We start from the raw sequence: 25877 nt of genomic DNA, 5'->3' as shown, positions 1-25877 counted from the left end.
GGAACGTCTCCCAATGACCAATGTAGAGACGTTCCATGGAACGTCTCCCAGTTACCAGTTACCAAGTTAACGAATAACGAATAACGAATAACTAAATTAATGTTTGTAAACTTCTTTATTAAGCGTCCCGTCTTTGCCACCGTAGCGGCGATTATCGTCCTCTTGGTGGGAGCGATCAGTATTCCCACCCTGCCGATCGCGCAATATCCAGATATTAGCCCCAAACAAGTCAGTGTTCGAGCCAACTATACTGGTGCTGATGCCAAAACCGTAGAAGAAACCGTAACCACCGTTTTAGAGCGGGAAATTAACGGCATTGATGGAATGCGTTACATGACCTCCAGTAGCACCAACAGTGGGGTCAGTTCCATTACTGTCACCTTTGAAGCCGATCGAAATCAGGACATTGCCGCCGTCGATGTCCAAAACCGTGTTTCTCAAGCCGAACCCTCCCTTCCGCAACCAGTCATCCGTAACGGGGTACAAGTCAGTAAAGAATCAAACACCATTTTGATGGGATTTGGACTCTTTACCGAAAACGGAGAATATGACAACATCTTTCTAAGTAACTATGCGGACTTGTATCTCGTTGATGCCTTAGAACGAGTGGAAGGAGTCGGGAGTGTAACGATTTTTGGGGAACGAAAATACGCCATGCGAATTTGGCTTGATCCCAATCGTCTCGCTTCCCGTAACTTAACCGCTCAAGATGTGGTCGATGCCCTACAAGAACAAAATATTCAAGTAGGTGCGGGACAAGTGGGACAACCCCCCGTTCCTGGAGATCAACGATATCAGATTAGTTTACGAGCCGATACCCGTTTAGAAACCACTTCCGAATTTGAAGACCTCATTATTGCCAGCGAGAATGACGGCACTTTAATCAAACTCAAAGACGTAGGAAGAGCGGAATTAGGAGCGCAAGATTATAGTTCCTTCTTGCGGTTTCGCGGTAACGAAGCAGTGGGATTAGGGATTAACCAACGTCCAGGCAGTAACGCGCTGGATGTGGCACAAGGGGTAAAAGAGCGCATGAAAGAGCTTTCCCAAGATTTCCCCCCTGGAATGCAGTACGACATCGGATTTGATACCACCGACTTTGTGCAACAATCTATGATTAGTGTTATCCAAACCCTGTTACAAGCGGTGGTTTTGGTGGTATTAGTGATTTTTGTCTTTCTCCAAGATTGGCGCACAACATTGATTCCAGCGATTACGATTCCCGTTTCCTTAATTGGAACGTTTGCCTTTATTAAACTATTTGGCTTTTCCATCAATAGCTTGACCCTGTTTGGGATTACCCTTGCTACGGGGATGGTGGTGGATGATGCGATTATTGTAGTGGAAAACATCAGCCGTAAAATTCAAGATGATGCTTATCCTCCCCGACAAGCGGCAATGGTCGCGATGCAGGAACTCACGGGAGCGGTGATTGCCACCTCTTTAGTTTTAATGGCGGTATTTATTCCAGTTGCTTTCTTTCCTGGTACCACTGGGGCTTTATATCGTCAATTTGCCCTCACCATTGCCTTTGCTATTGCCGTTTCTACCTTTAACGCCCTGACTCTTACCCCCACGCTTTCTGGGCTGTTATTGCGGCAAAAAATGCCCAGTCGTGGCGTTTTTGCCATTGTCTTCGGTTGGTTTAATAATTTCCTTTCTGGTTTAGAGCGCAGTTATCGCGGTTTGATTAATTTCTTGATCCGAATTAAGACACTGATGTTGGCAGGGTTTGTGGCGTTATTAGTGTTGACGGGATGGGTTTATAATCAAGTTCCCCAAGCGTTTCTTCCTCAAGAAGACCAAGGCTATTTTATTACGATCGTGCAGGGACCGGAAGGGGCTTCTTTGGGATATACCAGCGATGTGATGAGAGAGATTGAAGAGTATTATTTAGATATTCCTGAAGTTCGCGCTACTTTTGCCGTTGGTGGGTTTGCCTTTGGCGGGAATACACCGAACCAAGGTGTGATTTTTACGCCTTTGATTCCTTGGTCAGAACGAACCAATCCTTCTCAGTCAGTAGGAGCAATTTTAAATCAGGTACGCGGTCGCTTAATGAGCATTCCTGAAGCGAATGTCTTCCCTGTGAGTCCGCCTCCGATTCGCGGTTTAGGTTCTTTCGGTGGGTTTCAATTCCAATTACAAGACCGTCGCGGTAATCTAGATATTAATCAGTTTGTGCAAGCAATGGGACCTCTATTAGGTGCGGCAAATCAACGTCCTGAAATTGCAGCAGCGTTTAGTCGGTTTGCGGCGAATACTCCCATTTTAGAATTAGATGTCGATCGCGATCGAGCGAAAGCATTGCAAGTAACTATTAACGATATTTTCAGCACCCTTCAAACCTACTTTGGTTCTCGTTATGTCAATGACTTTACGATGAGTCGTCGCAACTATCGCGTTTATGTTCAAGCCGATGGGGAGTTTCGGGATAACCCAGAAGAAATTAATCAGCTTTATGTCCGTTCAAACACTGATCAAATGATTCCCTTGAGTAACTTGATTAGCATCAGTGAAACCATCGGAGCGCAAAGCATCAATCATTATAACGGTTTCCGTTCCATTGAAATTAATGGCGAACCGGCTCCCACTTCTAGCTCTGGAGAAGCACTCGCGGCGATGGAAGCAGTCGCAGCGCAAACCTTAGCCCCCGGTTTAGGTTACGAATGGTCGGGAACGTCGTTAGAGCAAATTGAATCAGGAGGACAAGCTCCCTTAATTTTTGCACTAGGATTAGTGTTTGTGTTCCTCGTCTTAGCCGCACAATACGAAACCTATATTGACCCCTTGATCATTATGCTTTCTGTTCCTTTAGCAATTTTGGGAGCATTAACCGCGCAATCGCTGCGAGGCTTAAACAATGATATTTATACGCAAATTGGGTTAGTGATGCTCATTGGGTTAGCGAGTAAAAACTCGATTTTAATTGTGGAGTTTGCGAACCAGTTACGAGAGTTAGGGTTAACGATTACACAAAGTGCGGCGGTAGCGGCGCAAAAACGTCTCCGTCCCATTATTATGACAGCGATTTCAACGTTAAGTAGTATCTTTCCTCTGGTGATTGCCACAGGCGCTGGTTCTGCGAGTCGTCAATCTTTGGGAACAGCCGTATTTGGGGGAATGTTCGTGGCAACATTTTTGAGTTTGTTTATCGTTCCCATTTTGTATATCATCATTAAGGCTTTAGGAGAACAGTTGTTTGGTAGCCGTCAGCGTCAAAAAGGTGAAATGACAACCGCCACCATCTCTACAACTAAAACCTTAACCCCATCCAGTAGCGATAATGATGGTAAAACTCAATAAGCCAGTAGTCGTAGGTTGGGTAGAGACGTTCCATGGAACGTCTGTACACGAAACCCAACACCAATCAGTCATTGGTCATTGGTCATTGGTCACTGGGAATCAAGAAGTGAGAAGTGAGAAGTGAGAAGTGAGAAGTGAGAAGTGAGAAGTGAGAAGTGAGAAGTGAGAAGTGAGAAGTGAGAAGTGAGAAGTGAGAAGTGAGAAGTGAGAAGTGAGAAGTGAGAAGTGAGAAGTGAGAAGTGAGAAGTGAGAAGTGAGAAGTGAGAAGTGAGAAGTGAGAAGTGAGAAGTGAGAAGTGAGAAGTGAGAAGTGAGAAGTGAGAAGTGAGAAGTGAGAAGTGAGAAGTGAGAAGTGAGAAGTGAGAAGTGAGAAGTGAGAAGTGAGAAGTGAGAAGTGAGAAGTGAGAAGTGAGAAGTGAGAAGTGAGTTTAAATGCCTATTTTTCTCTTTTCTCTCTACTCGTTTCTTAATGTGCCTATTTTTCTCTTTTCTCTCTACTCGTTTCTTAATGTGCCTATTTTTCTCTTTTCTCTCTACTCGTTTCTTAATGTGCCTATTTTTCTCTTTTCTCTCTACTCGTTTCTTAATGTGCCTATTTTTCTCTTTTCTCTCTACTCGTTTCTTAATGTGCCTATTTTTCTCTTTTCTCTCTACTCGTTTCTTAATGTGCCTATTTTTCTCTTTTCTCTCTACTCGTTTCTTAATGTGCCTATTTTTCTCTTTTCTCTCTACTCGTTTCTTAATGTGCCTATTTTTCTCTTTTCTCTCTACTCGTTTCTTAATGTGCCTATTTTTCTCTTTTCTCTCTACTCGTTTCTTAATGTGCCTATTTTTCTCTTTTCTCTCTACTCGTTTCTTAATGTGCCTATTTTTCTCTTTTCTCTCTACTCGTTTCTTAATATGCCTATTTTTCTCTTTTCTCTCTACTCGTTTCTTAATATGCCTATTTTTCTCTTTTCTCTCTACTCGTTTCTTAATATGCCTATTTTTCTCTTTTCTCTCTACTCGTTTCTTAATGACTGGTCACTGGTCACTGGTCACTGGTCACTGATTCTTCCAAAACCTCCCAAACCCGATTTAAAAGTTCGTCTAACCCCGATCGAGTAACAGCAGAAATCGATAAAATGGGAGCATTGAGTAGAGAGGAAAATTGTTGTTTTACTTCCTCCTGTCTCTCTGTTTCCACGGCATCGACTTTATTGAGAACTAAAATTTGCTGTCGTTGAGCCAAACTCGGTTTATAAGCTCGTAATTCTTCCTGAATCGTTTTATAGTCAGCGATCGGGTCATCTGCATTTAAGTCAATGAGATGAAGTAAAATTTTAGTGCGTTCAATATGACGCAAAAATTCATGTCCTAACCCGACTCCCTGATGCGCTCCCGCAATCAACCCAGGAATATCGGCGAAAACCGTTCCATCGCCTGTGGGTTTGCGAACAATTCCTAAATTAGGAATCAGCGTCGTAAAGGGATAATCCGCAATTTTTGGACGCGCAGAAGAAATCGCCGAGATTAAAGTCGATTTTCCCGCATTCGGTAAGCCAATAATTCCCACTTCTGCTAAGAGTTTCAATTCCAATCGCAAGCGCCGTTCTTCCCCAGGAAGCCCAGGGAGTGCATTTTCAGGGGCGCGGTTACGGTTGCTGAGAAAATGAGCGTTCCCTAATCCTCCTTTTCCGCCTTTGGCGACACATAATCGTTGCTGGTGCTGGGTTAAATCACCGATCGGTTCTTCCGTTTCTAAATCATAAACGATTGTGCCACAAGGGACAAGTAAGACGCGATCGCGCCCATTTGCCCCCGTTTTATTTTTCGGTCCTCCCTTTTTGCCATCTTCGGCGTTGAAGCAATGCTGATGCTTAAAGTCAAGGAGAGTTTGCAAGTTCTCATCCGCTTCTAAAATAATCGACCCTCCTTTACCGCCGTTTCCCCCCGATGGGCCGCCTGCTGGCACATATTTCTCCCGTCGGAAGGCGACCATACCGTCTCCTCCCTTACCAGCGATAACTTGAATTTCTGTTTGATCAATAAACTGCATGGTTTTTAGTGGAGAGAAACTCCATCATGGTTTAAACTATTTAATAGCAGGTCTTAAACTCTACAATAATTTACTGATGGTATTTGACCCTAATTTCTTCAATTCTGACGCGAACCAAAATCAATCATCTGCATCTGGTGAGGAACAATCGGATAACTCATTGTTGCAATACTTACAACAGCAAAATCCTGATGTTTTAGCAGAAATCGCTCGCTCCATCAGCCCCGATGCTAAACAAATTGTCTCACAGAATGTGCAAGGGTTAGTAGGAGTTTTGCCTTCGGAACAATTCCAAGTTCAAGTCACCACTGATCAAGATCATCTTTCTAATATGTTAGCTTCTGCAATGATGACTGGCTATTTCTTGCGTCAAATGGAACAACGCATGGAGTTAGAAACTCGTATGGATCACAGTTTAGATAGTTAAACAAATTTTTAACATTGATTCTCCTCTTCACTAAGGGGAGAAATTGATCATGGTTTTTCGGTGTTTAAGAAGGTGTGCTAGGCTACTTTTGATCCTTATATTCTAAATGTTCGGGGATCGGTTCGATCGTTTCTAAGGTACACAATTCCAATCGATCGCGCTGATTTGATGAGGAGAAATTGCAATCGCACGAGAAGAGTTTTTACAGTAACTCAGCCAGAAAGCCCTCGATTTGAAATCGAGGGATGAATGACGAAACCTATCGAGAGAAAGGTGGTTTAGCGGTTGCTACTTATCCGAAACAAGCACTTAGATTGAAAGATAATCACGTAAGAGTACCTCTTGGTAAAACTGCCAAATCTCACTTAGGTAAAAAAGAAATTTTCCTTCCCTTTCCTTCTAACTTAGACTTTAAGCAGATTAAAGAACTTAGGATTCTGCCTCGAAACCAAGAGTTTTATCTAGAGTGGGTTTATGAAACACCAGAAGTCAAGAAGATGGTTAACTCAGAAGAAGCCTTAGGAATTGATCCTGGTATTGATAACTGGTTAACTTGTGTTTCCACTCTCGGTGAGTCTTTCATTATTGATGGAAGAAAAGTAAAATCTCTAAATCAAAACTATAATCGTCGAGTCTCTTCCTTGAAAGAAGGAAAGCCTCAAGGTTATTGGAATTTTGAGTTATCTAAAATCACTGAAAAACGAAATCGTCAAATCAGAGACGCTGTGAACAAAGCAGCCCGAATGGTCATCAATTGACGTTTTGTCATCCCCAGTCCATTAAATAATCATTAATGATTCATTCTTAATTGTTTTTCGCTTGCTTGCGCTTTCTGTACCAGAAGAAGCCACCTAACGCAGCTAACCCCATTGTCCCTTCTGCTTCAAAGGGAACGGGTTCAGCAACCAGATTATCTGCAGGAACGGGACCAAATCTCATTCCTGTTTCAGAATTAAACATGGCGGAGGGATCGAAAAATGCAGTACCTCCACCAGCTCCACTTTGATTGTTGAAGGAGCTTGCTTGCAATTCTGATAAAGACAGTGCTAAGTTATCAACATCACTGAAAAAGGGAGTTCCTAGAGTATCAAAATTAATATTGTTTCCTAAAATAGGAGAGTTGCTAGCATCTGGGAAAAAAAGGGTACTATCAATGTCCATCTCCTCATTGTCTGGAAAATTAAGCTCAATTCCACCTGAGTAATCAATGCTTGCTCCTGATGTTAATCCTGTTAAAGTGATAACTCCATTAGGATATTCATAAAGAGCTTCACCAGTGCCTGCAGAACGGACGTCGGACACACTATTATCAAAAGTAAAGTCCAATAAAACATTTTCACCCGACTGGAAGCCAGCAGCAGTTTCAGGGCTATCTGGATCAAGGGATGTAATCGGTCCGACATCAAACGTTCCGACATTGATAACAATTGCGCTCGCAGATTCAGCACCAGTAAAGACTAAGAGAGCAGAGAGGCTACCCCCCCGATTTTTAGCAGTTTTTGTGTGATTTGAGTCATGTCTGCTCCGAAAGAGAAAATAAATGGCTACTGGTAATGCTTGATATATCTCAAACTATCAAAATAAGATTAACAGAAACTTGACAAAAAAACAAGATTGAGACGAAAATTAACATTTTTCGCGATCGCACTAGCCCCCCCTGACCCCCAATTCTGGGGGAAAATCGCCCCCCTGACTCCCCAATTCTGGGCAGGGCTGTTTCATTCTATTTTTTTGCTTGTTCCAGATGTTAGGAATAGCAGGGGTTTCACGGCTTTTTTCTTAAGAAAAAGCGTTCGATCGAACGTACAATAAGGGGTTCAGGCGATCGCATTCAATTTTGACCCCGAGAATGAAACAGCCCTGCCAATTCTGGGGGGAAGTCGCCCCCCTGACCCCCCAATTCTGGGGGGAAGTCGCCCCCCTGACCCCCCAATTCTGAGGGGAAGTCGCCCCCCTGACCCCCCAATTCTGGGGGGAAGTCGCCCCCCTGACCCCCCAATTCTGAGGGGAAGTCGCCCCCCTGACCCCCCAATTCTGGGGGGAAGTCGCCCCCCTGACCCCCCAATTCTGAGGGGAAATTTAAAGTCCCCTACACTTGGGAGATGCGCGGGGGCTTTCACCCAGCAAAAAAAGGGACAATGTTTTATTCGATCGCCATCGGTTATACCATTTTGGAAAAGTAAAGTTACAGTAATAAGCGCAAAGTTACCTGATGGTGGGCGTTGCCCACCCTACAAGGCAAGCGCCAATTTATCAAAATGGTATAGCAGTTCTCTATCTTATGTAAAAAGTTGACTCATGGAAGCCCCCCACACTTGGGCAGGGCTGTTTCATTCTCGGTGTTAAAATCGAAAGCGATCGCCTAAAACCCCTACGGGGTGGCGCGATCGCGCCAATTTCTTCTAATTTGGCTTTTTCTTAAGAAAAAAGCCGTAAAACCCCTGCTATTCCTAACATCTGGAATAACCAAAAAAATAGAATGAAACAGCCCTGCCACACTTGGGGGGTTTGGGGGGCAATCAAATTTACAATTCATTTGGGATTGCTATAATTGTTAATTATTAATTGTTATTGTGAACTTATCTCGTTTTCCTTTTCTCAAAACCGCCTTCGATCCCCATTTTCCCTTTTCTCCGCAGCGCTTTCCCTTCTTTTACGGTTGGATAATTGCGGTTTTTACCACTGTGGGAACGTTATTTAGCATTCCAGGTCAAACCGCAGGAGTAAGCGTTTTTACAGACCCTGTGATTGCAGCAACAGGCTTATCCCGTGTGCAGTTAAGTTCGGCTTATTTGGTGGGAACATTAGGAAGTAGTTTTATGCTTCCCCTCGGCGGACGCTTAATGGATCGCTTTGGGGCAAGATTAACCGTAATGCTCTCTTCTTTGGGGTTAGGTTTAACCTTAGTTTATTTGAGCGTTTGCGATTATTTAATTGTCTTTTTGAACGGTTTTTTCCCCTTAGTGAATCGCTCAATTGTTGGCTTAGTCGTCATGGCGATCGGGTTTACAGCGTTACGCTTTAGCGGACAAGGAGTTTTAACCCTCGTTAGTCGCAATACGATCGCGAAATGGTTCGATCGCCGTCGTGGGTTTGTTTCAGGAATCGCCAATGTCTTTATTTCCTTTGGCTTTTCTGCAGCGCCTCTGATCCTTAGTTTCTGGATTGATGGCTTCGGATGGCGCGGTGCTTGGCTGGCTTTAGCTGTAACAGTCGGCGGGGGAATGACGTTTCTGGGATGGCTATTCTATCGCGATAATCCTGAAATCTGCGGGTTAACAATGGATGGGAAACTTCCCAAAACGTTACCGCAAGAAACCAGTGAGGAGGCTTCCCAGACAGAAGAGACTGTGGCGAAAATTGGGGAATTAACGGCGAAAGAAGCCCTGAAAACCAGAGAATTTTGGGGCGTTACCTTGGGGTTATCCATTCATGCGTTGACGGTTACAGGAATTACTTTCAATATTGTCGATTTAGGGGCACAGTCGGGATTAAATGAACAGGAAGCGGTGGGATTATTTCTTCCCATTGGCATTTTATCCACGATTACAGGCTTTTTAGTGGGAGTTATCAGCGATCGTGTGCGCCTAAAATGGCTGGTTGTTACCCTGCTGTTGCTACAGTTTGCAGGGTTTGTGGGAATGGCGAACTTAGCGTTACTTCCTTGGCGATTATTGGGAATTATCGGATTGGGAACAAGCGGTGGGTTTTTCGCCACCCTGACCATTGTTGCTTTACCCCGTTTATTTGGTCGCACGCATTTGGGCGCGATCGGGGGAATGCAGATGACAAGCATGGTGGTAGGAAGCGCGATCGGGCCGTCTCTGTTAGCCTTATTTAAAGATACCTTTGGCTCGTATCAATCGGGATTGTATGCGTGCTGTCTCTTCCTCCCGATCGCGCTCATTTTAACCCTCTTATCGCGGGAATAAGCCAACGTTTTTCCCTCAAAAGCACTTACTTGTCACTCATTCTTGCTGTTGCGACCTGGTTGTTCCCGTCCCCGGACATTCTCGATCGCTGCCTTCACTGCATAGGAAGCAGCAATAATACCGCGCTCTTCCCCTCCTAAATATAACCGTCCAAAACTTCCCACCGCAGACACTTGTAAAATATTAATCTGAGCAGCTTTCTCTGCTTCGCTGCGGCTGCGAGTGCTGCAAACGCTGCAGGTTCCACTTCAAAAACAAATAAGGTTTCCCCTGTCAGCAGCATTTGTCCTCGACGAGTGCGGTTAATTAGTTGTGCTTGGTGAGCATCAATGTTGCGAATAATTTGACTAGTAAAATAAGTTTAGATTTCACCCACCTTCGGCAAACGTCACCATAACAAGTACAGAGAGTAAGATACCAGGACTAAGGAGAATCACTAACATTAAAAGTTCGTTTGGGGTCATATTGGCAACTGATCAATCGTTTCGTTTTCTTCAAGATAACGAATCAAAGTCTGAAATGCCACCAAAACATAGAATCTTTTAAGGTCATTAGGGTTGGCTAAAAAGGTTAAAATTCTCGCTGTGGGGAATCTCAAGATATAAGCCCCCATAACGCCCGCGATCGCGCCACTTGCGCCCAAGAGAGGCACTTCCGACTCTACAGAAAAGAACCATTGCGCCAAAGCCGCCAAAGCCCCACAAGAGAGATAAAAAATAAACCCGCCAGCGTGCGTCCAATAAGCGACACCGCCACCTTCCATTCCAATACTAGCAGCAGTGATCGCACCACTTGCGCCTAAAGAGGGCTTGAAACAGAAAGTGGAAACTTAACCATTTCTTAACTTAGTTAGCCAAATTAACTAATATAATATAAGAGTGGCTAACTTTAACTGATCAATAACCAAGACAGTTTAAGAATAAGTCACTTTTTGGCGGTGAGTTACATCGTGTCAGCCTGTGGACTGGTTAACGCCGACGTTGCCAGAAAAAGCCCTGAGCGGAAAGAAGCAGGAAGTGGACATCAGAGTAAATCAGGTTTTGAGTAAACGTGGTTAAGTCTGAGTAAGTTCCTCATAACGGAACACCCGATTGAGAAGAGAAAAACCACGCTCGCTAAGAGGATATAAGTAACATAAGGTGTAATTTTAATTGGGGCTTACTGAATAAAACTGAAACCTTTACCCAATGAGGCTTTAAGGCTCTTAACCCCTCAAAAAAGTGCAAGGGAGACAAGGGAGACAAGGGAGACAAGGGAGACAAGGGAGACAAGGGAGACAAGGGAGACAAGGGAGAAATGGGAGAAATGGGAGACAAGGGAGACAAGGGAGACAAGGGAGAAATGGGAGAAATGGGAGACAAGGGAGACAAGGGAGAAATGGGAGACAAGGGAGACAATTTTTCTCCCCCATCTTCCGCATCTCCCCCATCTTCCGCATCTCCCCCATCTCCCCCATCTTCCGCATCTCCCCCATCTTCCGCATCTTCCCCATCTCCCCCATCTTCCGCATCTTCCGCATCTCCCCCATCTCCCCCATCTTCCGCATCTCCCCCATCTCCCCCATCTCCCCCATCTCCCCCATCTCCCCCATCTCCCCTCTTCCCTCTTGCCTAAGGCAACTTGCCTTTTGCCTTACTACACCAACTAATTAACTTTTTCAGCAAACCCTAAATAGAGATGATTCTTACTTGGTTAAACGAGTTAAAACTTGATTCGATCGCTCAATAAACTGCTGCATCCCTTCAGCATCAAATGCTTTTTGTGCCATTAACGCCAAGTCATAAACATGACGACACATCATTTTTGCTAACTCATTAGAGGAAGACTCACCGCTACTGCTTTGAATAATTCCTCCTTGATTAAGTTGCACAATATTTTGAATTAAAGGATGTGCCGTATTAACAACTAAAACGTGCTGTTCTGGGAATTGCATTGATTGTTGTTGCATCAACGCTGTCATTTCCTGCATCCGACGCATTGCCTCTGGTAATAATACCATCGCTGGCGGTGAATTTTGCGGATCATCTGATTTAATCGCTTGCGTTTTAATGTTTACATTGGAATTATTGATCGCGCCTTCAAATAACTCTTTAACCACCTCATTGCGAGTTTTATTCGTTTGCGGATCAACAATTTCTCCCGCTTGGTCATTGTCAACTAAAGTGTCATCTAATTCCGCATCCACTCGCGTAAATTGCAAGTTAGAATACTCCTGTTCTAAGAAAGGAATGAAATAATTGTTATCAATGAAAGAGTCCATAAACAGGACTTCTAACCCTTGATTTTTATACAACTCCACATAAGTGCTTTGTGTCGAAGGATCAGTACAGTAGAAAACACGGTTTTCGTGTTTCTCTTGGTTTCGTTCGAGGTAATCTTTAAGGGTGGTGTAATAATAGCCTTGTTCGTCTGTTGCTTGTTGAGTTGGGGTCGCCTCTTCCCAAGCATCTTCCCCTTCTTTTTGCACTTCTACTTGTGGCGTATTTCCCCCTAAATCAGCAGTGCTGCGGAAGATAATAATGTCTTCCACTTGTTTTTTAAACTTCTCATCTCGTAACGCACCATATTTAACAAACGTCCCTAAATCTTGCCAACTGTTGATGTAAGTTTTGGGATTATCTTCATAGAGAGATTTGAGACGATCGCCGATTTTTTTCGTAATATAATCAGCAATACGACGAACCGTTCGATTAGCAGTTAAAGCACTACGGGAGACGTTTAAGGGAATATCTGGACTGTCGATAACACCGCGCAAAGGAAGTAAAAATTCAGGGATAATTTCTTCGCAGTTATCGCTAACAAATACTTGATTACAAAACAGTTTAATATGTCCCCGACTGACATCCACATCAGGTTTTAATTTCGGGAAATAAAGGATTCCATTGAGGAGAAAAGGATAATCAGTGTTGAGGTGAACCCAGAGTAAGGGTTCTTCTTGATAAGGATATAAATAACGGTAAAATTCGAGATAGTCTTCGTCGGTTAAGTCTCGTGGCGATTCTTTCCAAATCGAACGCTGACGGTTGATTGTTTCACCGTCTAATTTAATCGGAACTGGCATAAAATCACAGTAGGTTTTAACCAGTTGTCGGATGCGTTGTTGTTCTGCGTATTCTTTTTCCTCGTCTAAAAGAGTAACTGTAATCGTTGTTCCTCGCGTTTTTCGATCGGATTCTTCCAGTTGAAATTCTGGTGAACCGTCACAACTCCAATGGACTGCTTTTTCTCCTTCTTGATAAGATAGGGTATCAATTTCAACTTTTTCCGCAACCATGAAACAGGAATAAAATCCTAGTCCAAAATGACCAATGAGCTTATTATCGCTATTTTGATATTTTTTAATAAAGTCTTCCGCGCTGGAAAATGCGACTTGGTTATTATATTTTTTGATCTCATCGGCGGTCATTCCGATGCCATTATCAGAAACAGAGATTTGTTTCTTACCTTGGTCTAAATGAATTTTGACTTCTGGTTCTCCAATTTCTCCCTTTAATTCTCCAGACAGGGAAGCCATTTTCAGTTTACTGATGGCATCAACAGCATTAGAAATCAGTTCTCGTAAGAAGATTTCGTGATTGGTGTAGAGCGATTTTTTAATAATCGGAAAAATGTTTTCACTGTGGATTGTTATTTTCCCTTGTTCTAAAACGGTCATAGGTTTCCTCTTCTTTAAATTGTTCACTTCTTCTTGCATTGTGCGCGATCGAGCGCTTCAGGGAAATCCCAAATTCCCGTGCTTTTTTCATTCGGGTTTCCCTACTTCGACCGACCAACCGAGACCAATTATTTTAAGAGAAAACAGAAATCTGTGATCCGTCTGCGGTTTTTGTCACCTCAATCCGATGCTGAAACGCCTCTTTAAATTGTGGCATATGAGTCACCGCAAGAATACAGGAAAATTCAGGCGCAATTGCATTAATTGAACTAATTAAACGTTCACATCCTTCTGCGTCTTGTGTACCAAATCCTTCATCTATAATCAACAATTGTAAAGCAGTTCCCGCGCGTTGTGCTAAGAGTTTCGCTAGGGCTAAACGAATGGCAAAATTAATCCGAAATCCTTCACCTCCAGAATAGGTTTCATAAGCTCTTGTGCCTTGAGTATCCGCGATGATAATATCAAGGGTATCAATGAGTTTGGCTTGCTTTTTCGATCGACCTTTTCCAGCCTTTTGAGTTAAAAACTGTACATGAAGCTGATTCCCTGTCAAGCGAGTTAATATGCGATTCGTTTGCGCTTCTAGTTGGGGTAAAACGTTTTCAATCATCAGCGCTTGAATCCCATTTTTCCCAAATGCTTGCGACAATTCATTATAAATCGTTTGTTTACGTTTCAGGGTTTTTAACTCTTCTTTTGCGTTTTGATACTTCGCTTTTAACTCCTCTAGATAGTTTAATTTTTGCTCTAATTTTCCTTTCTCTGATATCAACTGATCCAATTGCTGACGCTGTTGTTGAATCTTCGCTTTTAACTTCTCCATCTCTTCCCGAACATCAGTAATTTTTGCTAATTCTGCGGTGAGATTTTCCAGTTGTTGCTGACAGTTGGCTTTCTCTTGTTCCTTACTCGCTAGACTTTCCTTAACCTCAGTTAATTCCTGTTGTTTTTGAGGATAATCTGCTTTGGCTTGTTGGAGTTTTTGATATTGAAGCTGACTGTTTTGTTTTTCCTTGATAGCAGTTATAATTTCATTGTGGCGCGATCGGGTGTAACCTAAATCTGTAATTGCTTGATCAATATTTTGTAACTTTTCTGTCTCTTCTCTTTCCGCATCCGTAATCTTTTGTTGGACTTCCTTCAGCTTAGTTTCTAATACTGGTTTCCGTTCATTAATGCGTTTAACTTGTTTTTTCGCCTCCTCTAACTGTTCCCCTTTACGGTCAGCATAACGTAAATTATCCACCTTCTCTCGTGCGACAGCGTGCGTTTTTTCATCATAATTAATCTCACCAAGACGCTGTTCTATATTTTGTAACTCTGTTTGATAGGTTTCCGCATAATTTTGCGTCTCTAATGCGTTCTCTATTTCCCGTTTCTCTTGCTTCAAATTAGAAATTTTTTCATGGAGATCACAAACCTCATCAAAGTAAGATTCTAGCTGTCCACTACGAGAAACCAAGTGATCATATTCGGCTAATTCTTCACTAATAGCTTCATACTCTTGAGTATATTTATCCAACTCGCGTTTCGATTTTGCTAAGTCTTCCCAAATCGTTTCCTTTTCCGTTTGAATTGTCTCATATTCTCGATTCGTTTTAGCAGTAACACGCTGTTTATGTTCCGTATCTAAAGGACGTTCACATAATGGACAACTCGCTTGTGGATTCTGTAATAACTCTAACTTTTTCACTAAATCCGCTAACTGTTTCTCATAGTTTTTTTCCTCTTGTTTTAGTCTTTCTTGGATGCTTTGCTGCTGTTGTCTTTTCTCCTGTATGCGTTGGGAATAATTCTGCTTTTTCTTCAGTGCTTCTAATTTTTCTTGAATTGTGTTATACTCAGTTTCTCGATCAGGAAATTTTGCTAACTCTTGTTGTAACTCTTGCTGATTACTTTCAATCTGTTCTAACCGTGCTTTTCGTCGCGCTGCTTCCCGTTCAATTTCTACCTGTAGGGTTTGACGACGTTGGATAAGCGGAGAAACTTCTTGTTGGAGTTGGTCTAATTCCTTAAGCCGTTGACGAGCTTTTTTCAGCGCATTTAATGCTTGATTAATCTCATCTGATTGTTGGAGAATTTTTTGTGTAGCTTGTTCCTCAGTCTGTAAATTTTCTAATTCAGTTTCTAAGCGTTGTTGCTGTAACTTTAACTGATTAATTGTCGCTTGTTGCTGTTGCTGTATCTGTTGACGTTGCTGTTGTAAATCTTGATAAGTTTGGAATTTCTCGGAAAGGGTTTCCTGTTCTTTTTGTAAATCGAGATATTGCTGATAATTCTGATTAATCAAAGATTCTTGTTCTAACAACTGACTGATTTGAGAAAGACTTGTTTCCAGTTTAGATTGTTGTTCCCTTAATTTTTCGCACTCTTTAGAAAAAGTTTGATCCTGTTGCTGATACCAATTAACTTGTTCCTGTTTCGTTTGTCTTTGAGAATCTAACGTTTGTAACTGTTGAAATTGTGCTTGGTCTTTTTCTTGAGTTGATTGTAACTGCTGATAGTTTTGATTAATTGTTTCTAACTGTTGCTGAATCGTCTTTTTTTGTTCTAATTCCTGTTCCGTCGGGGCTAAACTTTGTTCTAATTGATCAGTTTGTCCTTTCAGCGTTCTAGAAATTCCTTTCGCATCCTCTGCTAAAGTTTGATATTGATCAAGTTTCAGTAATTCTGCTAAAACATCTTTTCGTTGGCTGGGAGAACGTAACATAAACTCATCCGCACGTCCTTGTCGAAGATAAGCCGAATTAATAAACGTATCATAATCAAGTTTCAGCAGTTCATTAATTTTCTTTTGAGTGGCTTTAACGCCTTTTGCGGTTAATGATTGAAACTGATCATTACTGTTTTGAACTTGTAACTCTAAAGACGCACTTTGTCCTTTTTTGCGGCTGCGTAAAACTCGATAAGTGTCACCATTGTATTGAAATCTAAAATCTACTTGTGCTTCTTTTGCGGTGCTATTTATAACCTCTTCATCGGAAGTCGCACGAGTTTTCCCCCATAAAACCCAAGTAATTGCTTCGAGGAGGGATGATTTTCCCGCACCATTTGCGCCACAAATACAAGCGGTATGGAGTCCAGTAAAATCGAGATTTGCTTGTTGATAACTCAGGAAGTTAGAAAGGATTAATTGTTGTGGAATCATCGTTTATTGTTTATTTTTAAAGGTAATATTGCCATAGCACTCCCCCCAGAATTGGGGGTTAGGGGGCGATCTTTTCTAGTTCCCCAGAATTGGGGGTTAGGGGGCGATCTTTTCTAGTTCCCCCAGCATTGGGGGTTAGGGGGCGATCTTTTCTAGTTCCCCCAGCATTGGGGGTTAGGGGGCGATCTTTTCTAGTTCCCCCAGAATTGGGAGTTAGGGAACAAAACTTTAACGAATTCTAACAAACCCTGTATTTTCAATTAAATCTTGTCCTTGTTTTGTAAGCAGTAATTGAGCGTAACTTTCTCCTGCTTTTTGATCGTTCCCCCCATTTTCTTTGACGATAACAAATAAACGACGAGTAATCGGGTATTGTCCATTTTGAAATGCAATAAGGTTCAATTGATCTCGTTTTCCTTGTTCAAGACAAGCGGTTTCAGTGACAGGAGGTTCTTGATAAGGAGGAATAAACTCGCCAGCCTTACGACCAATCGGAAGGGGTTTTACCGTACATTGTGGCACGACTTCTGGGGCTGAAGCGTAATAAATTGCCCCTTGATTTTCCGAGACTTTTCTCAGTGCTGGTGTTGTACTATAAACATATTGAACGTTAGAACCAAATTCCTGTTTTCCCACAACATTCTCTAAGAAAAATTCTACTGTTCCTCCGTCTTCAATTTCCCTAGAATAGGGTATGATTGGCAGGTTGGGACCGCCTACTTCTTGCCAATTCCTAATCTCACCGCTATAAATTCCTTGTAGTTGTTGAACTGTTAAACCAGAAAGGTTTAAATTAGAGTTAACTGCGATCGCAATTCCATCTAAAGCAACAGGAATTTGCTTTAAACTGTAGCCTCGATTTTGTGCGGCTTGATATTCATCTTCGTTGAGGGAACGGGAGGATTGAGAAAAAGCGAGTTGACCCTCTAAAAGCATCTCAATTCCTTTTCCAGAACCAGGTGTCCCCGAAATCGGATCGGTATAGCGTAAACGAAATTCAGGATAGGTTTGTTGGATTATGGGGTCAACACTTTCTCGAATTGGGGCCCAGGTGGTGCTTCCGCCGTAGTTAAATAATCCAGACGGAATGCCATTAACGCTGGCGAAATTTGCTTTGAGTTCAGATGTGGGTGTGGTGTTGTTTCCAGAGGGGTTAGAAGGGGTGTTATTTTCAGTGGTGCTGATGGGTTGACGATCTTTGAGTAACCACCACAATCCACCGCCAAGAATGCCTAACGTGAGAACAAATGAGACAACAAGGGTGAGGGTTTCATTTTTTTGTGTCATGGCGGGTATTTTTTATTAAGAGTTTGAGAGTGCTAGATTCTGCTATTATCTTAACCATCTGTAGAGAGTTAAAGTGATCAGTGACCAGTGATCAGTGACCAGTGATCAGTGGTCAGTGATCAGTGACCAGTGATCAGTGATCAGTGATCAGTGACCAGTGATCAGTGATCAGTGAACAAATAACAAATAACGAATAACGAATAACGAATAACGGTCTTCACCGACCAATGGACTTTTTCAGCAAACCCTACTTACTAATTAAGTTGGAAAACTACTGGTCACTGATTGGTGTTGGGTTTCGCTTCGCTGCACCCAACCTACTTTTTATCTAATAAGGGACTCATCATCTGATTATCGAGATAGAATTTTTAAGATTAAACGAAATAAAGCTGTAAAGGCGATCGCGCCAGAAGCCGCAACGATCGAGCTAACAATAACTGTCATTACGGGCATACTATGTAAAGGCGGAACTAACACCACTACTGCTAAAGTAAGCACTCCTAAAATCAAGAAATCAATTTTCTCAATAAAGCGTTTCCACTGGGCATAAATCAATCCTCCCATACTCATTCCCCAAAGCCCAATACTAATTCCTGGCACATTAAAAACACTGGTAAAAGCAATTAATAATAACGCCCCTTCTAACCCTGTAAATCCAGCGCTGGCTAACCATTCCCATAAGGCAAAACGAGGAGATTTAGCGGTAGGTTTCGGAGAGTAGGATGGCGGTTTTTTTTCGGGTTGATGATTGGGAGATTTCATAGGCGATAAAGCGTCGTTCGGTTGATTTTCTTGAGAAAGATTTATTTCTGATTCTGGATTTTCTATACATTGACGCAGTTGAGTTGTCTAACGATCGAGGGCGAGGTAAGCTGCACCAAATCCGCCTTTTCCTAACAGTTTTTGGGGAATATAACGCCCTGCTAAAATTTGCGGCCTCCCATAACAATTGCAGTATTTTTGTTGAGCGGTTTGTAATTTAGATCGCTCATCGAGATCAGGAAAATCATCAATGGGTTGGGAACAATCTGGTCTGCCTGCAGTAGGTTTCCATAAGACACATTGAATAACATTTTAATGTTAACTGATTTCAGGAGGAGAAGAGTTTTCTAATTTTTCTGCAATGGGAATCGGACGTTGGCGAGGAGAAGGCGCGGGATGGGGGGTGAGTTCGCTTCCAGTAAACCAGCCATTGGTACAAAATTGGGGGAGAATTTCTTGGATAAATGCTTCAGCGGCTTTCGATCGATAACGGTTGGGATTAATAATTAAAGAGAGGCGACGTTTCACGATGACTTCTTCGATATTGATTCGATATAATGTTCCCATTTGTAGTTCTTTTTCAATGGCAGAAACGGACGCAAAAGCAACACCCAGTCCAGATTGAACAGCGTTTTTAATCGCTTCGATCGAGTTCAATTCCATTTCTATATTAAGGCGTTTCGGATTAATTCCCGATCGGGTTAAAACTTGATCAATCACCTTACGAATTGTCGATTGAGAATCGAGAGTAATAAAATTCAGTTTGTATAAATCTTCTTTTGGAATTGCATCTTCTTTCACCATCGGATGAGTGCTTCCCATAATCAAAGCAAGTTCATCTTCAGCATAAGGAAAAATCTGTAGAGTGTCATGTAATTCTGTGGGGACTTCACCGCCGATGATTGCTAAATCAACTTGTCCGTTGGCAACACTCCAAGAAGTGCGACGAGTGGAATGGACTTGTAACTGTACGGAAACATCGGAGTATTTTTGTCGGAATAACCCTAACATTCTCGGTAACAAATACGTCCCTGTGGTTTGGGAAGCGCCAATGAGTAACGTTCCTCCTTGAAGATTTTGCAAGTCTTCGATCGCGCGACGGGTTTCTTGACACAGAGAAAGAATTTTCTCCCCATAAGTGAGGAGAAGTTGACCCGCTTCTGTTAATTGCGCCTTGCGTCCCCCTCGATCGAATAATGGTACATTCATCTGTCGTTCTAAATTTTGCACCTGAAGACTAATCGCGGGTTGAGACACATAAAGCGTATCGGCAGCGCGTTTAAAGCTACCCTCAGCCGCGATCGCTTTTAATATTCGTAGCTGATCGAGAGAAAACGGTATATCTGACATCTTTTCGCCAAAGAGAGGGGAATACAACGGATAAATACAATTGATTTCGACAACGAAGAAAAGTCTCTTCTGAATTGACAGTAACACGAAATCATCGTCCTAATTAGGGGTTGCTGAAAAAGTCCATTGGTTGGTTTAGTAAGGCAAAAGGCAAAAGGCAAAAGGCAAGAGGCAAGAGGCAAGAGGCAAAAGGCAAAAGGCAAGAGGCAAGAGGCAAAAGGCAAAAGGCAAGAGGCAAGAGGCAAAAGGCAAAAGGCAAGAGGCAAGAGGCAAAAGGCAAGAGGCAAGGTGCGTGACGATTGAACAATCAATGAACTTGCATTTTTATCTGAACTGAATCGCCTCAAACCTTTATTTGGTAAAACTTTCAGTTTCCCAACAGGAGGCACTAATAAGCACAAAGCATCGGGTAAAACTTGGAAGGGGGAAGGAAATTGCCATTATCATTGTGAACATACGATAACGTTTGTCCTTTTCAATGATTTTAATGCAGAACCATGTCTTCTCTTACTCCTCCGATTCTCTTAGTGGATGGTTACAACATCATCGGTGCTTGGTCCGAACTCAAGTCTTTGCGCGATCATGATTTAGAATCCGCTCGTTACCGACTCGTCGATCTGATGATTAATTATACTGCCAGCAAAGGCTATCAAACGCAGGTCGTCTTTGATGCTCATTTCCAAGCCACTCCCAAAGTCCGCGAAACTCCCACGGATTATCTGTCAGTTTACTACACCGCCTTCGGTGAAACCGCAGATACCTACATCGAGAAATTTTGCGCCCAAAACTCCCGTCAAGGGAAAATGGTACAACATCATCTCATCGTGGCGACTTCCGATCGAGCGCAACAATTAACCGTTTCTGGTTATGGCGCCCAGTGGCGATCGGCGGAACAATTAGCCCACGATTTAACCTTGTCGAAACGAAAGACGAAAACCAAGCAACGATCGCGCCAGAAAACCCAAGGACGTTTTTTATTTAATGCCCTTGATCCAAAAGCCCAGAAACAGTTGTCAAAACTGCGTCACGGCTTATAGAAAATCCGATTAATCAAAAAAAGAGCAAAAAAATTTCCCAAAAATGTTGACAGTCCTAAAAACCTGCGTTAGATTAATGAAGGACTGAACAACAAGCCCCCATCGTCTAGAGGCCTAGGACACCTCCCTTTCACGGAGGCGACAGGGATTCGAATTCCCTTGGGGGTACTAAAAAAAAGGAGCTTTGGGTAACACCAAGGCTCTTTTTTTGTCTCAAAATGTTGGGTTTCGCGTGGAGACGTTCCATGTGTGGAGACGTTCCATGGAACGTCTCTACCCAACCTACTCGTTATCCCATTATTCCCCCCTTTCAAAGGGGGGTTAGGGGGGATATACTGTAACCTAATTTATTTGTTGAAAATGGGATAACAAATAACAAATAACAAATAACGAATAACAAATAACGAATAACAAATGACTAATTTTGGTTACGCTTACGTTGTTGAACCTGATTCTTGAGAATTTTTAAGCGGTAAGGATCGATGTCTTTACGCCAAACCAGTTGATAACCTCTAAGTTCGCTTCCGTGTTCTTCTAAACACTTTAACCAACCGCGACGATCGCGAATTGCCTTAAAATCATCTAATAATCCCCGTTCTCTCTCCTTTTTCGTCAAACGAGCGAACTTTTCATAAAGAGGATAGTCTGGAGTCACCAACTTATCTTTCTCATGGAGAAGCGGCGGATTGACCTGATCATATTCGGTGTAGTGAACTCTTAAATCTCCTAAATTGATTTCCATTTTGGCTTCGAGAGGCGGATGAGGATCACTGTCGAATTCGGGATAGGATAGATAAGCAATTTTGGGTTTCTCCAGATAAAACTGGACAACGGTAACATCTTCTAAACGTCCGATCGTACGACTCGCACAAGCCTCATAAAGCCGTAACAAAGGGTCTAATTCCTCTAAACAACTGAAATGGACTAACAAACTTTTCCCCAGTTTTAAGCCAATTTTGCTGTTGCTAATTTTCTCTTTGATTAATGCTTGATCCCCTAAACTATACAACATCACTTCTGCTTCGGCGCAAGCGTGCTTAAATGTACCAAAGAGTCCTTTGATATCCTGTTGAATGGTGGGAGAAAAGTCTTTCAGTTTCGGGCGATCGGTCAGTAAGGCAGTGGCTAAGTATAACTTTAACTCTTCTGTCCGTTGTCGCGCGATCGCATTCCAGTCTTCTTGGTCAGTCGCTTTCAAAATCACTCGGAAAGCCCTCCTTAATCCCCCTAATTCGGCTTTAATTTGAGGTTCTTCTGCTAACTCCCCTTTTGCCGGTAAACGCCCTCGTTCGGTTAAAAAATCCATGAGAGGAGTTAATAAGACTTGATAGTCTTCAAAACGACGCACTCGCTTCTGTAAGCGAGGAGTCGCCGCATAAGACCGAAACTGACTGGCGCGAAAGGTCTCGGCTTGAGTTTGATCACGAAAAACCAGATAAATCCCTAAACCAATGGGAACTGCGTTCACTTCTAAAACTTGATCGATATATGCCTTGAGTTCCTCTTGTTCGTAGTATTTTTGGAAGGTGTTACGGCGGGTAATCACCCCATCCCCATAAGCAACTTGACGGTTAGCGGAATCATTAATTAATACCTGTGCCGAAACAATTAAAACGCGACGGGTTAACTGCCAGGCATTCAATAACGCTTCCCGTCTTTCTGTGGTGTCCTCAATGACATTAATCACGTAGCCAAGATTAACAATGTCTGCTTCCTTTAAGGGGGTTTCAGGACGATAGTAAGGGTCCCATCCTTCGCTTTCATAGCCTTGGACGGCAATGCGTTCAATATCTCCCCCGTGTCCACAACCATAATCAAAAAAGGTGCTGCTAGGGGTGAATAATTCCGCTTCTAGTGCCACTCGGACGGGACGAGAGAGCTGTTGACGGATGATGGCGGCTTTGTGACGATCGATCTTCGGTTTGCGAGGAGTTTGATGGGAGATGACTTGATGTCCTTTGATTTCTACCGCTCGATCGCGCAGTCGTTGTTCCCACTCTCGCTTTGTCCCAATTAAACGCGGTTGAGCCAATAATCCTAACTTGACCTCGGCTTCTGTCAGTTGGACAAATTGCTCATAAAGCGGATAATCAGCAGTGACAAAGGTTTCTTTGCGATGGAGAATGGGAGGGTTAACTTGATCGTCATAGCGACGATAACTGGTTTCTGCGGTGAGGAGGTTAACCTGTAAACTTCCTTGTAGAGGGGGATGTGCTTCTTGGTTGAAGGTAGGATAAAATAAGTAGGAGACTTTAGGCTCACTCAGGTTAAACTTAATCAGTGTGGCAACACTGATGTCTGTTGTTACACATTTCCGTGCTTCCTGCTCATATCTCTGTAAGGGTTCTGGAAGGACAGATAAGGCACTAAGATGAACATAGAAAGCGTTGGGAAGATGTTTCCCCACAGCACTCGCTTCCGACGAGGCTAGAATCTCCTTTTCCCAAGTTACCCGATCCAGTTGAGTCATTTGTACTAACGAAAAATTTTAACGAGTTGAGGGTAACATTATCTTACGTCCGATCGCGTTCTTTACCCAATGCTTAACTTCTCAATGCGTGTCAACCCCTCTTCACTAATCTTATAACTCTGCAATAAAAATCCATGTGAGTTGTCCTCAAAAAACTTGACAAAATTTGCTCGATCGAGACGCTACAATCAGGGTCTTTACCCTGTAAACTGAAGCAAAGACAGAACTCCCTCTGGATTTTCATTTTCTGTATCATATCCGAAATGGCGCAATCTCGTCAATATTTTCGGGGCAATTTCTTCCGTTAAGATATGTAAAGTCCTTACATTGATAGAGAAATCTAATCAGAAGCTAAGAATATGATGAGGATAGCTAATCAGAGCTTGACAAAAGAGACAAAAAAGATTCCGTTGAATAAGATGTCGTTTTATTCAATGATAAAAAGTAGGTTGGGTGTAGCGAAGCGAAACCCAACACCAATGATAAAGAATTACCTAAAACTGATATTAAATGAATGGTTAGTAAAAATAGTATTGATCAAAAAATTAGATTTCCTGTTCGTCTGACAATCTCAAACTTGCTATTGGGATTAGGATTAATCATTACGATCGGGTTCATTACGATCGCGATTTTTGCTCCTACTTGGGAAACTTGGGGTTGGCTACAAAGTCCCACCGAATCCTTAAGTAATCCCATCCATCAACCGCCAAACGGAGAGTATTGGTTTGGCACAACTCGTCAAGGTTATGATGTTTTTTCTCGGACAATTTTTGGCAGTCGGGCAGCTTTACAGGTGGTCGTCGTCGCCACTTCTATTAGTTTAGTGATTGGTGTTCCTTTAGGTTTAATTAGTGGTTATTTGGGAGGACGCATCGATCGAGCTTTACTGTTTTTAATGGATACAATCTACACTTTGCCAGGATTATTATTATCAGTCACTCTCGCCTTTGTTGTAGGAAGAGGTGTATTTAACGCCGCGATCGCCGTCAGTATTTCTTACATTCCGCAATACTATCGAGTGGTTCGCAACCATACCACCAGCGTTAAAACGGAACTCTTTATTGAAGCCGCCAGAGCAATGGGAGCAACCCCGACCAGAGTTCTCTCTCGCTACCTTTTCTTCAACGTCATCCAAAGTGTACCCGTCTTGTTTACGCTCAACGCCGCCGATGCCATCTTGATTTTAGGCGGATTAGGCTTCCTCGGTTTAGGATTACCTGAAACTGTCCCTGAATGGGGCTATGCCCTTCGTTTAGCTTTAGACGCACTTCCCACTGGTATTTGGTGGACAGCATTTTTCCCAGGGTTAGCAATGACGCTGATGGTATCAGGATTATCCCTACTCGGAGAAGGACTCAGCGAGGTGTTTAATCCCAATGATCAGTAATCAGTGATCAGTGACCAGTAATCAGTGACCAGTGATCAGTGATCAGTGACCAGTAATCAGTGACCAGTGACCAGTGATCAGTGATCAGTGACCAGTGACCAGTGACCAGTGACCAGTAACCCGTGAACAAATAACCAATGACCAATGACCAATGACCAATGACCAATGACCAATGACCAATGACTAATTGATGTTGGGTTTCGTTTCCTCCACCCAACCTACATTTACGGTACTACTCAAACTCGTTATGAGTATGATATAGTTGTAACAGTTCGTAAAACTTAGGATTTAGGAGTATTGACCATGACAGAAGGATGCCTCAGAGTTGGACAACAAGCCCCAGACTTCACCGCTACCGCAGTAGAAGACCAAGAATTTAAGACCTTGAAGCTGTCTGATTTTCGCGGACAGTATGTCGTTTTATTCTTCTATCCTCTTGACTTTACCTTCGTTTGCCCCACCGAAATCACTTCTTTCAGCGATCGCGCCCAAGAATTTAAAGATATTAACACCCAAATTTTAGGCGTTTCTGTGGATAGCGAATTTTCTCACCTCGCATGGATTCAAACTGAACGTAAAAACGGCGGTGTTGGAGACTTAAACATTCCTCTCGTCTCCGACATCAAAAAAGAAATCAGCACCGCATATAATGTCCTTGATCCTGATGGTGGTGTCGCCCTCAGAGGATTATTCATCATCGACAAAGAGGGAGTGATTCAACACGCCACTATTAATAACCTTGCTTTCGGACGTAACGTCGATGAAGTTTTACGCACCCTCCAAGCCATACAGCACGTTCAAGCTAACCCTGACGAAGTTTGTCCAGAAGGCTGGAAACCTGGAGAGAAAACGATGAATCCTGATCCCGTGAAATCCAAAGTTTACTTCGCTTCTGTTTAATTTTCACTTCCCCCCTGATCTTCAGTTGAGGGGGGTTGCCTTTTTCAAATCCCTGTGTTATCTTTGTAAAAGTCTGGGCGGTTAGCTCAGCGGTAGAGCGCCTGCCTTACAAGCAGGATGTCATTGGTTCAAATCCAATACCGCCCATTTGACACTTAACAAAATCAAAGCCGTAG

At 42.7% G+C, this 25877-nt stretch carries 20 protein-coding genes, 2 tRNA genes and 3 pseudogenes; 12 read left to right on the top strand and 13 right to left on the bottom strand.

What is annotated here, in order from left to right:
• Positions 1-99 precede the first annotated feature (99 nt).
• The 3 genes from DACSA_RS05090 (at position 100) to DACSA_RS20315 (ending at position 4412) form a co-directional block, all read left to right on the top strand.
• Positions 100-3306 (top strand): efflux RND transporter permease subunit, encoded by a 3207-nt coding sequence (locus DACSA_RS05090; RefSeq protein WP_015228725.1) that lies wholly within the window; start codon positions 100-102, stop codon positions 3304-3306.
• Complete coding sequence (locus DACSA_RS20320) at positions 3287-3430, top strand: hypothetical protein (RefSeq protein ID WP_156800667.1); 144 nt, start codon at positions 3287-3289, stop codon at positions 3428-3430. The genes DACSA_RS05090 and DACSA_RS20320 overlap by 20 nt, the downstream gene beginning before the upstream one ends.
• 307 nt (positions 3431-3737) lie before the next feature.
• Positions 3738-4412 (top strand): oligosaccharide repeat unit polymerase, encoded by a 675-nt coding sequence (locus DACSA_RS20315; protein WP_015228724.1) that lies wholly within the window; start codon positions 3738-3740, stop codon positions 4410-4412.
• On the opposite strand, the gene obgE is transcribed toward DACSA_RS20315, so the two are convergent.
• Entirely contained in the window at positions 4336-5343 is a 1008-nt protein-coding gene (gene obgE / locus DACSA_RS05085; protein ID WP_015228723.1) for a GTPase ObgE, read from the bottom strand. The genes DACSA_RS20315 and obgE overlap by 77 nt on opposite strands.
• 76 nt (positions 5344-5419) lie before the next feature.
• Between obgE and DACSA_RS05080 the strand changes: the two genes are divergently transcribed.
• Positions 5420-5770 carry a DUF760 domain-containing protein gene (locus DACSA_RS05080; RefSeq protein ID WP_015228722.1) on the top strand — a complete coding sequence of 117 codons (351 nt, stop codon included), beginning with the start codon at positions 5420-5422 and terminating at the stop codon, positions 5768-5770.
• 260 nt (positions 5771-6030) lie between these two features.
• Positions 6031-6525, top strand: a pseudogene (locus tag DACSA_RS05075) (transposase); the annotation flags it as partial.
• A 49-nt stretch (positions 6526-6574) separates the two neighbouring features.
• Here the strand turns inward: DACSA_RS05075 and DACSA_RS05070 are convergent.
• Positions 6575-7096, bottom strand: coding sequence for a PFE-CTERM domain-containing protein (locus tag DACSA_RS05070; RefSeq protein WP_041235342.1), 522 nt, complete (start codon positions 7094-7096; stop codon positions 6575-6577).
• Between the two features lie 1247 nt (positions 7097-8343).
• Here DACSA_RS05070 and DACSA_RS05060 point away from each other — a divergent pair.
• A complete protein-coding gene (locus tag DACSA_RS05060; protein WP_015228720.1) occupies positions 8344-9702 on the top strand; it encodes an MFS transporter in 1359 nt (452 codons plus the stop codon).
• 32 nt (positions 9703-9734) lie between these two features.
• Here the strand turns inward: DACSA_RS05060 and DACSA_RS05055 are convergent.
• The 9 genes and pseudogenes from DACSA_RS05055 to DACSA_RS05020 all read right to left on the bottom strand — a co-directional run.
• Positions 9735-10054: pseudogene (locus DACSA_RS05055) on the bottom strand (hypothetical protein); the annotation flags it as partial.
• Between the two features lie 108 nt (positions 10055-10162).
• Positions 10163-10420, bottom strand: a pseudogene (locus tag DACSA_RS05050) (rhomboid family intramembrane serine protease); the annotation flags it as partial.
• A 397-nt stretch (positions 10421-10817) separates the two neighbouring features.
• Positions 10818-11099, bottom strand: coding sequence for a hypothetical protein (locus tag DACSA_RS22030; RefSeq protein ID WP_232225209.1), 282 nt, complete (start codon positions 11097-11099; stop codon positions 10818-10820).
• Positions 11100-11386: 287 nt separating this feature from the next.
• Complete coding sequence (gene htpG, locus DACSA_RS05040) at positions 11387-13357, bottom strand: molecular chaperone HtpG (protein ID WP_015228718.1); 1971 nt, start codon at positions 13355-13357, stop codon at positions 11387-11389.
• Positions 13317-13448, bottom strand: coding sequence for a hypothetical protein (locus DACSA_RS22455; protein ID WP_269544695.1), 132 nt, complete (start codon positions 13446-13448; stop codon positions 13317-13319). The genes htpG and DACSA_RS22455 overlap by 41 nt, the downstream gene beginning before the upstream one ends.
• A 42-nt stretch (positions 13449-13490) precedes the next feature.
• Entirely contained in the window at positions 13491-16508 is a 3018-nt protein-coding gene (sbcC, locus tag DACSA_RS05035; protein WP_015228717.1) for an exonuclease subunit SbcC, read from the bottom strand.
• A 228-nt stretch (positions 16509-16736) separates the two neighbouring features.
• Positions 16737-17795 carry a PstS family phosphate ABC transporter substrate-binding protein gene (locus tag DACSA_RS05030; RefSeq protein WP_015228716.1) on the bottom strand — a complete coding sequence of 353 codons (1059 nt, stop codon included), beginning with the start codon at positions 17793-17795 and terminating at the stop codon, positions 16737-16739.
• Positions 17796-18146: 351 nt separating this feature from the next.
• A complete protein-coding gene (locus DACSA_RS21305) occupies positions 18147-18557 on the bottom strand; it encodes a hypothetical protein (RefSeq protein ID WP_041235338.1) in 411 nt (136 codons plus the stop codon).
• A gap of 318 nt (positions 18558-18875) precedes the next feature.
• On the bottom strand, positions 18876-19907 hold the full coding sequence (locus DACSA_RS05020) for a LysR family transcriptional regulator (RefSeq protein ID WP_041235337.1): 1032 nt from the start codon (positions 19905-19907) through the stop codon (positions 18876-18878).
• A 110-nt stretch (positions 19908-20017) separates the two neighbouring features.
• Between DACSA_RS05020 and DACSA_RS19600 the strand changes: the two genes are divergently transcribed.
• The 3 genes from DACSA_RS19600 to DACSA_RS05005 all read left to right on the top strand — a co-directional run bounded on the left by DACSA_RS19600 (position 20018) and on the right by DACSA_RS05005 (position 21112).
• The gene (locus DACSA_RS19600; RefSeq protein WP_041235336.1) at positions 20018-20203 is read left to right on the top strand and encodes a hypothetical protein; all 186 of its coding nucleotides are present in this window, start codon (positions 20018-20020) and stop codon (positions 20201-20203) included.
• 201 nt (positions 20204-20404) lie between these two features.
• Entirely contained in the window at positions 20405-20944 is a 540-nt protein-coding gene (locus tag DACSA_RS05010; RefSeq protein ID WP_015228714.1) for an NYN domain-containing protein, read from the top strand.
• A gap of 95 nt (positions 20945-21039) precedes the next feature.
• Positions 21040-21112 (top strand) — tRNA-Glu (locus tag DACSA_RS05005).
• A gap of 250 nt (positions 21113-21362) precedes the next feature.
• On the opposite strand, the gene DACSA_RS05000 is transcribed toward DACSA_RS05005, so the two are convergent.
• A complete protein-coding gene (locus DACSA_RS05000; RefSeq protein ID WP_015228713.1) occupies positions 21363-23414 on the bottom strand; it encodes a DNA phosphorothioation-associated putative methyltransferase in 2052 nt (683 codons plus the stop codon).
• Positions 23415-23928: 514 nt separating this feature from the next.
• Between DACSA_RS05000 and DACSA_RS04995 the strand changes: the two genes are divergently transcribed.
• Positions 23929-24801: an ABC transporter permease gene (locus DACSA_RS04995; protein WP_015228712.1), complete on the top strand. Its 873-nt coding sequence runs from the start codon at positions 23929-23931 to the stop codon at positions 24799-24801.
• A gap of 7 nt (positions 24802-24808) precedes the next feature.
• Here DACSA_RS04995 and DACSA_RS18855 read toward each other — a convergent pair whose 3' ends face one another.
• A complete protein-coding gene (locus tag DACSA_RS18855; RefSeq protein WP_071880286.1) occupies positions 24809-25018 on the bottom strand; it encodes a hypothetical protein in 210 nt (69 codons plus the stop codon).
• A gap of 86 nt (positions 25019-25104) precedes the next feature.
• On the opposite strand from DACSA_RS18855, the gene DACSA_RS04990 reads away from it, so the two are divergent.
• Positions 25105-25701, top strand: coding sequence for a peroxiredoxin (locus tag DACSA_RS04990; RefSeq protein ID WP_015228711.1), 597 nt, complete (start codon positions 25105-25107; stop codon positions 25699-25701).
• A 75-nt stretch (positions 25702-25776) separates the two neighbouring features.
• Positions 25777-25848: transfer RNA gene (locus DACSA_RS04985), tRNA-Val, on the top strand.
• Positions 25849-25877 lie beyond the last annotated feature (29 nt).

The sequence above is a fragment of the Dactylococcopsis salina PCC 8305 genome (genome assembly GCF_000317615.1).
Taxonomy (GTDB): domain Bacteria; phylum Cyanobacteriota; class Cyanobacteriia; order Cyanobacteriales; family Rubidibacteraceae; genus Halothece; species Halothece salina.
This window is presented reverse-complemented; position numbering and strand designations above follow the sequence as displayed.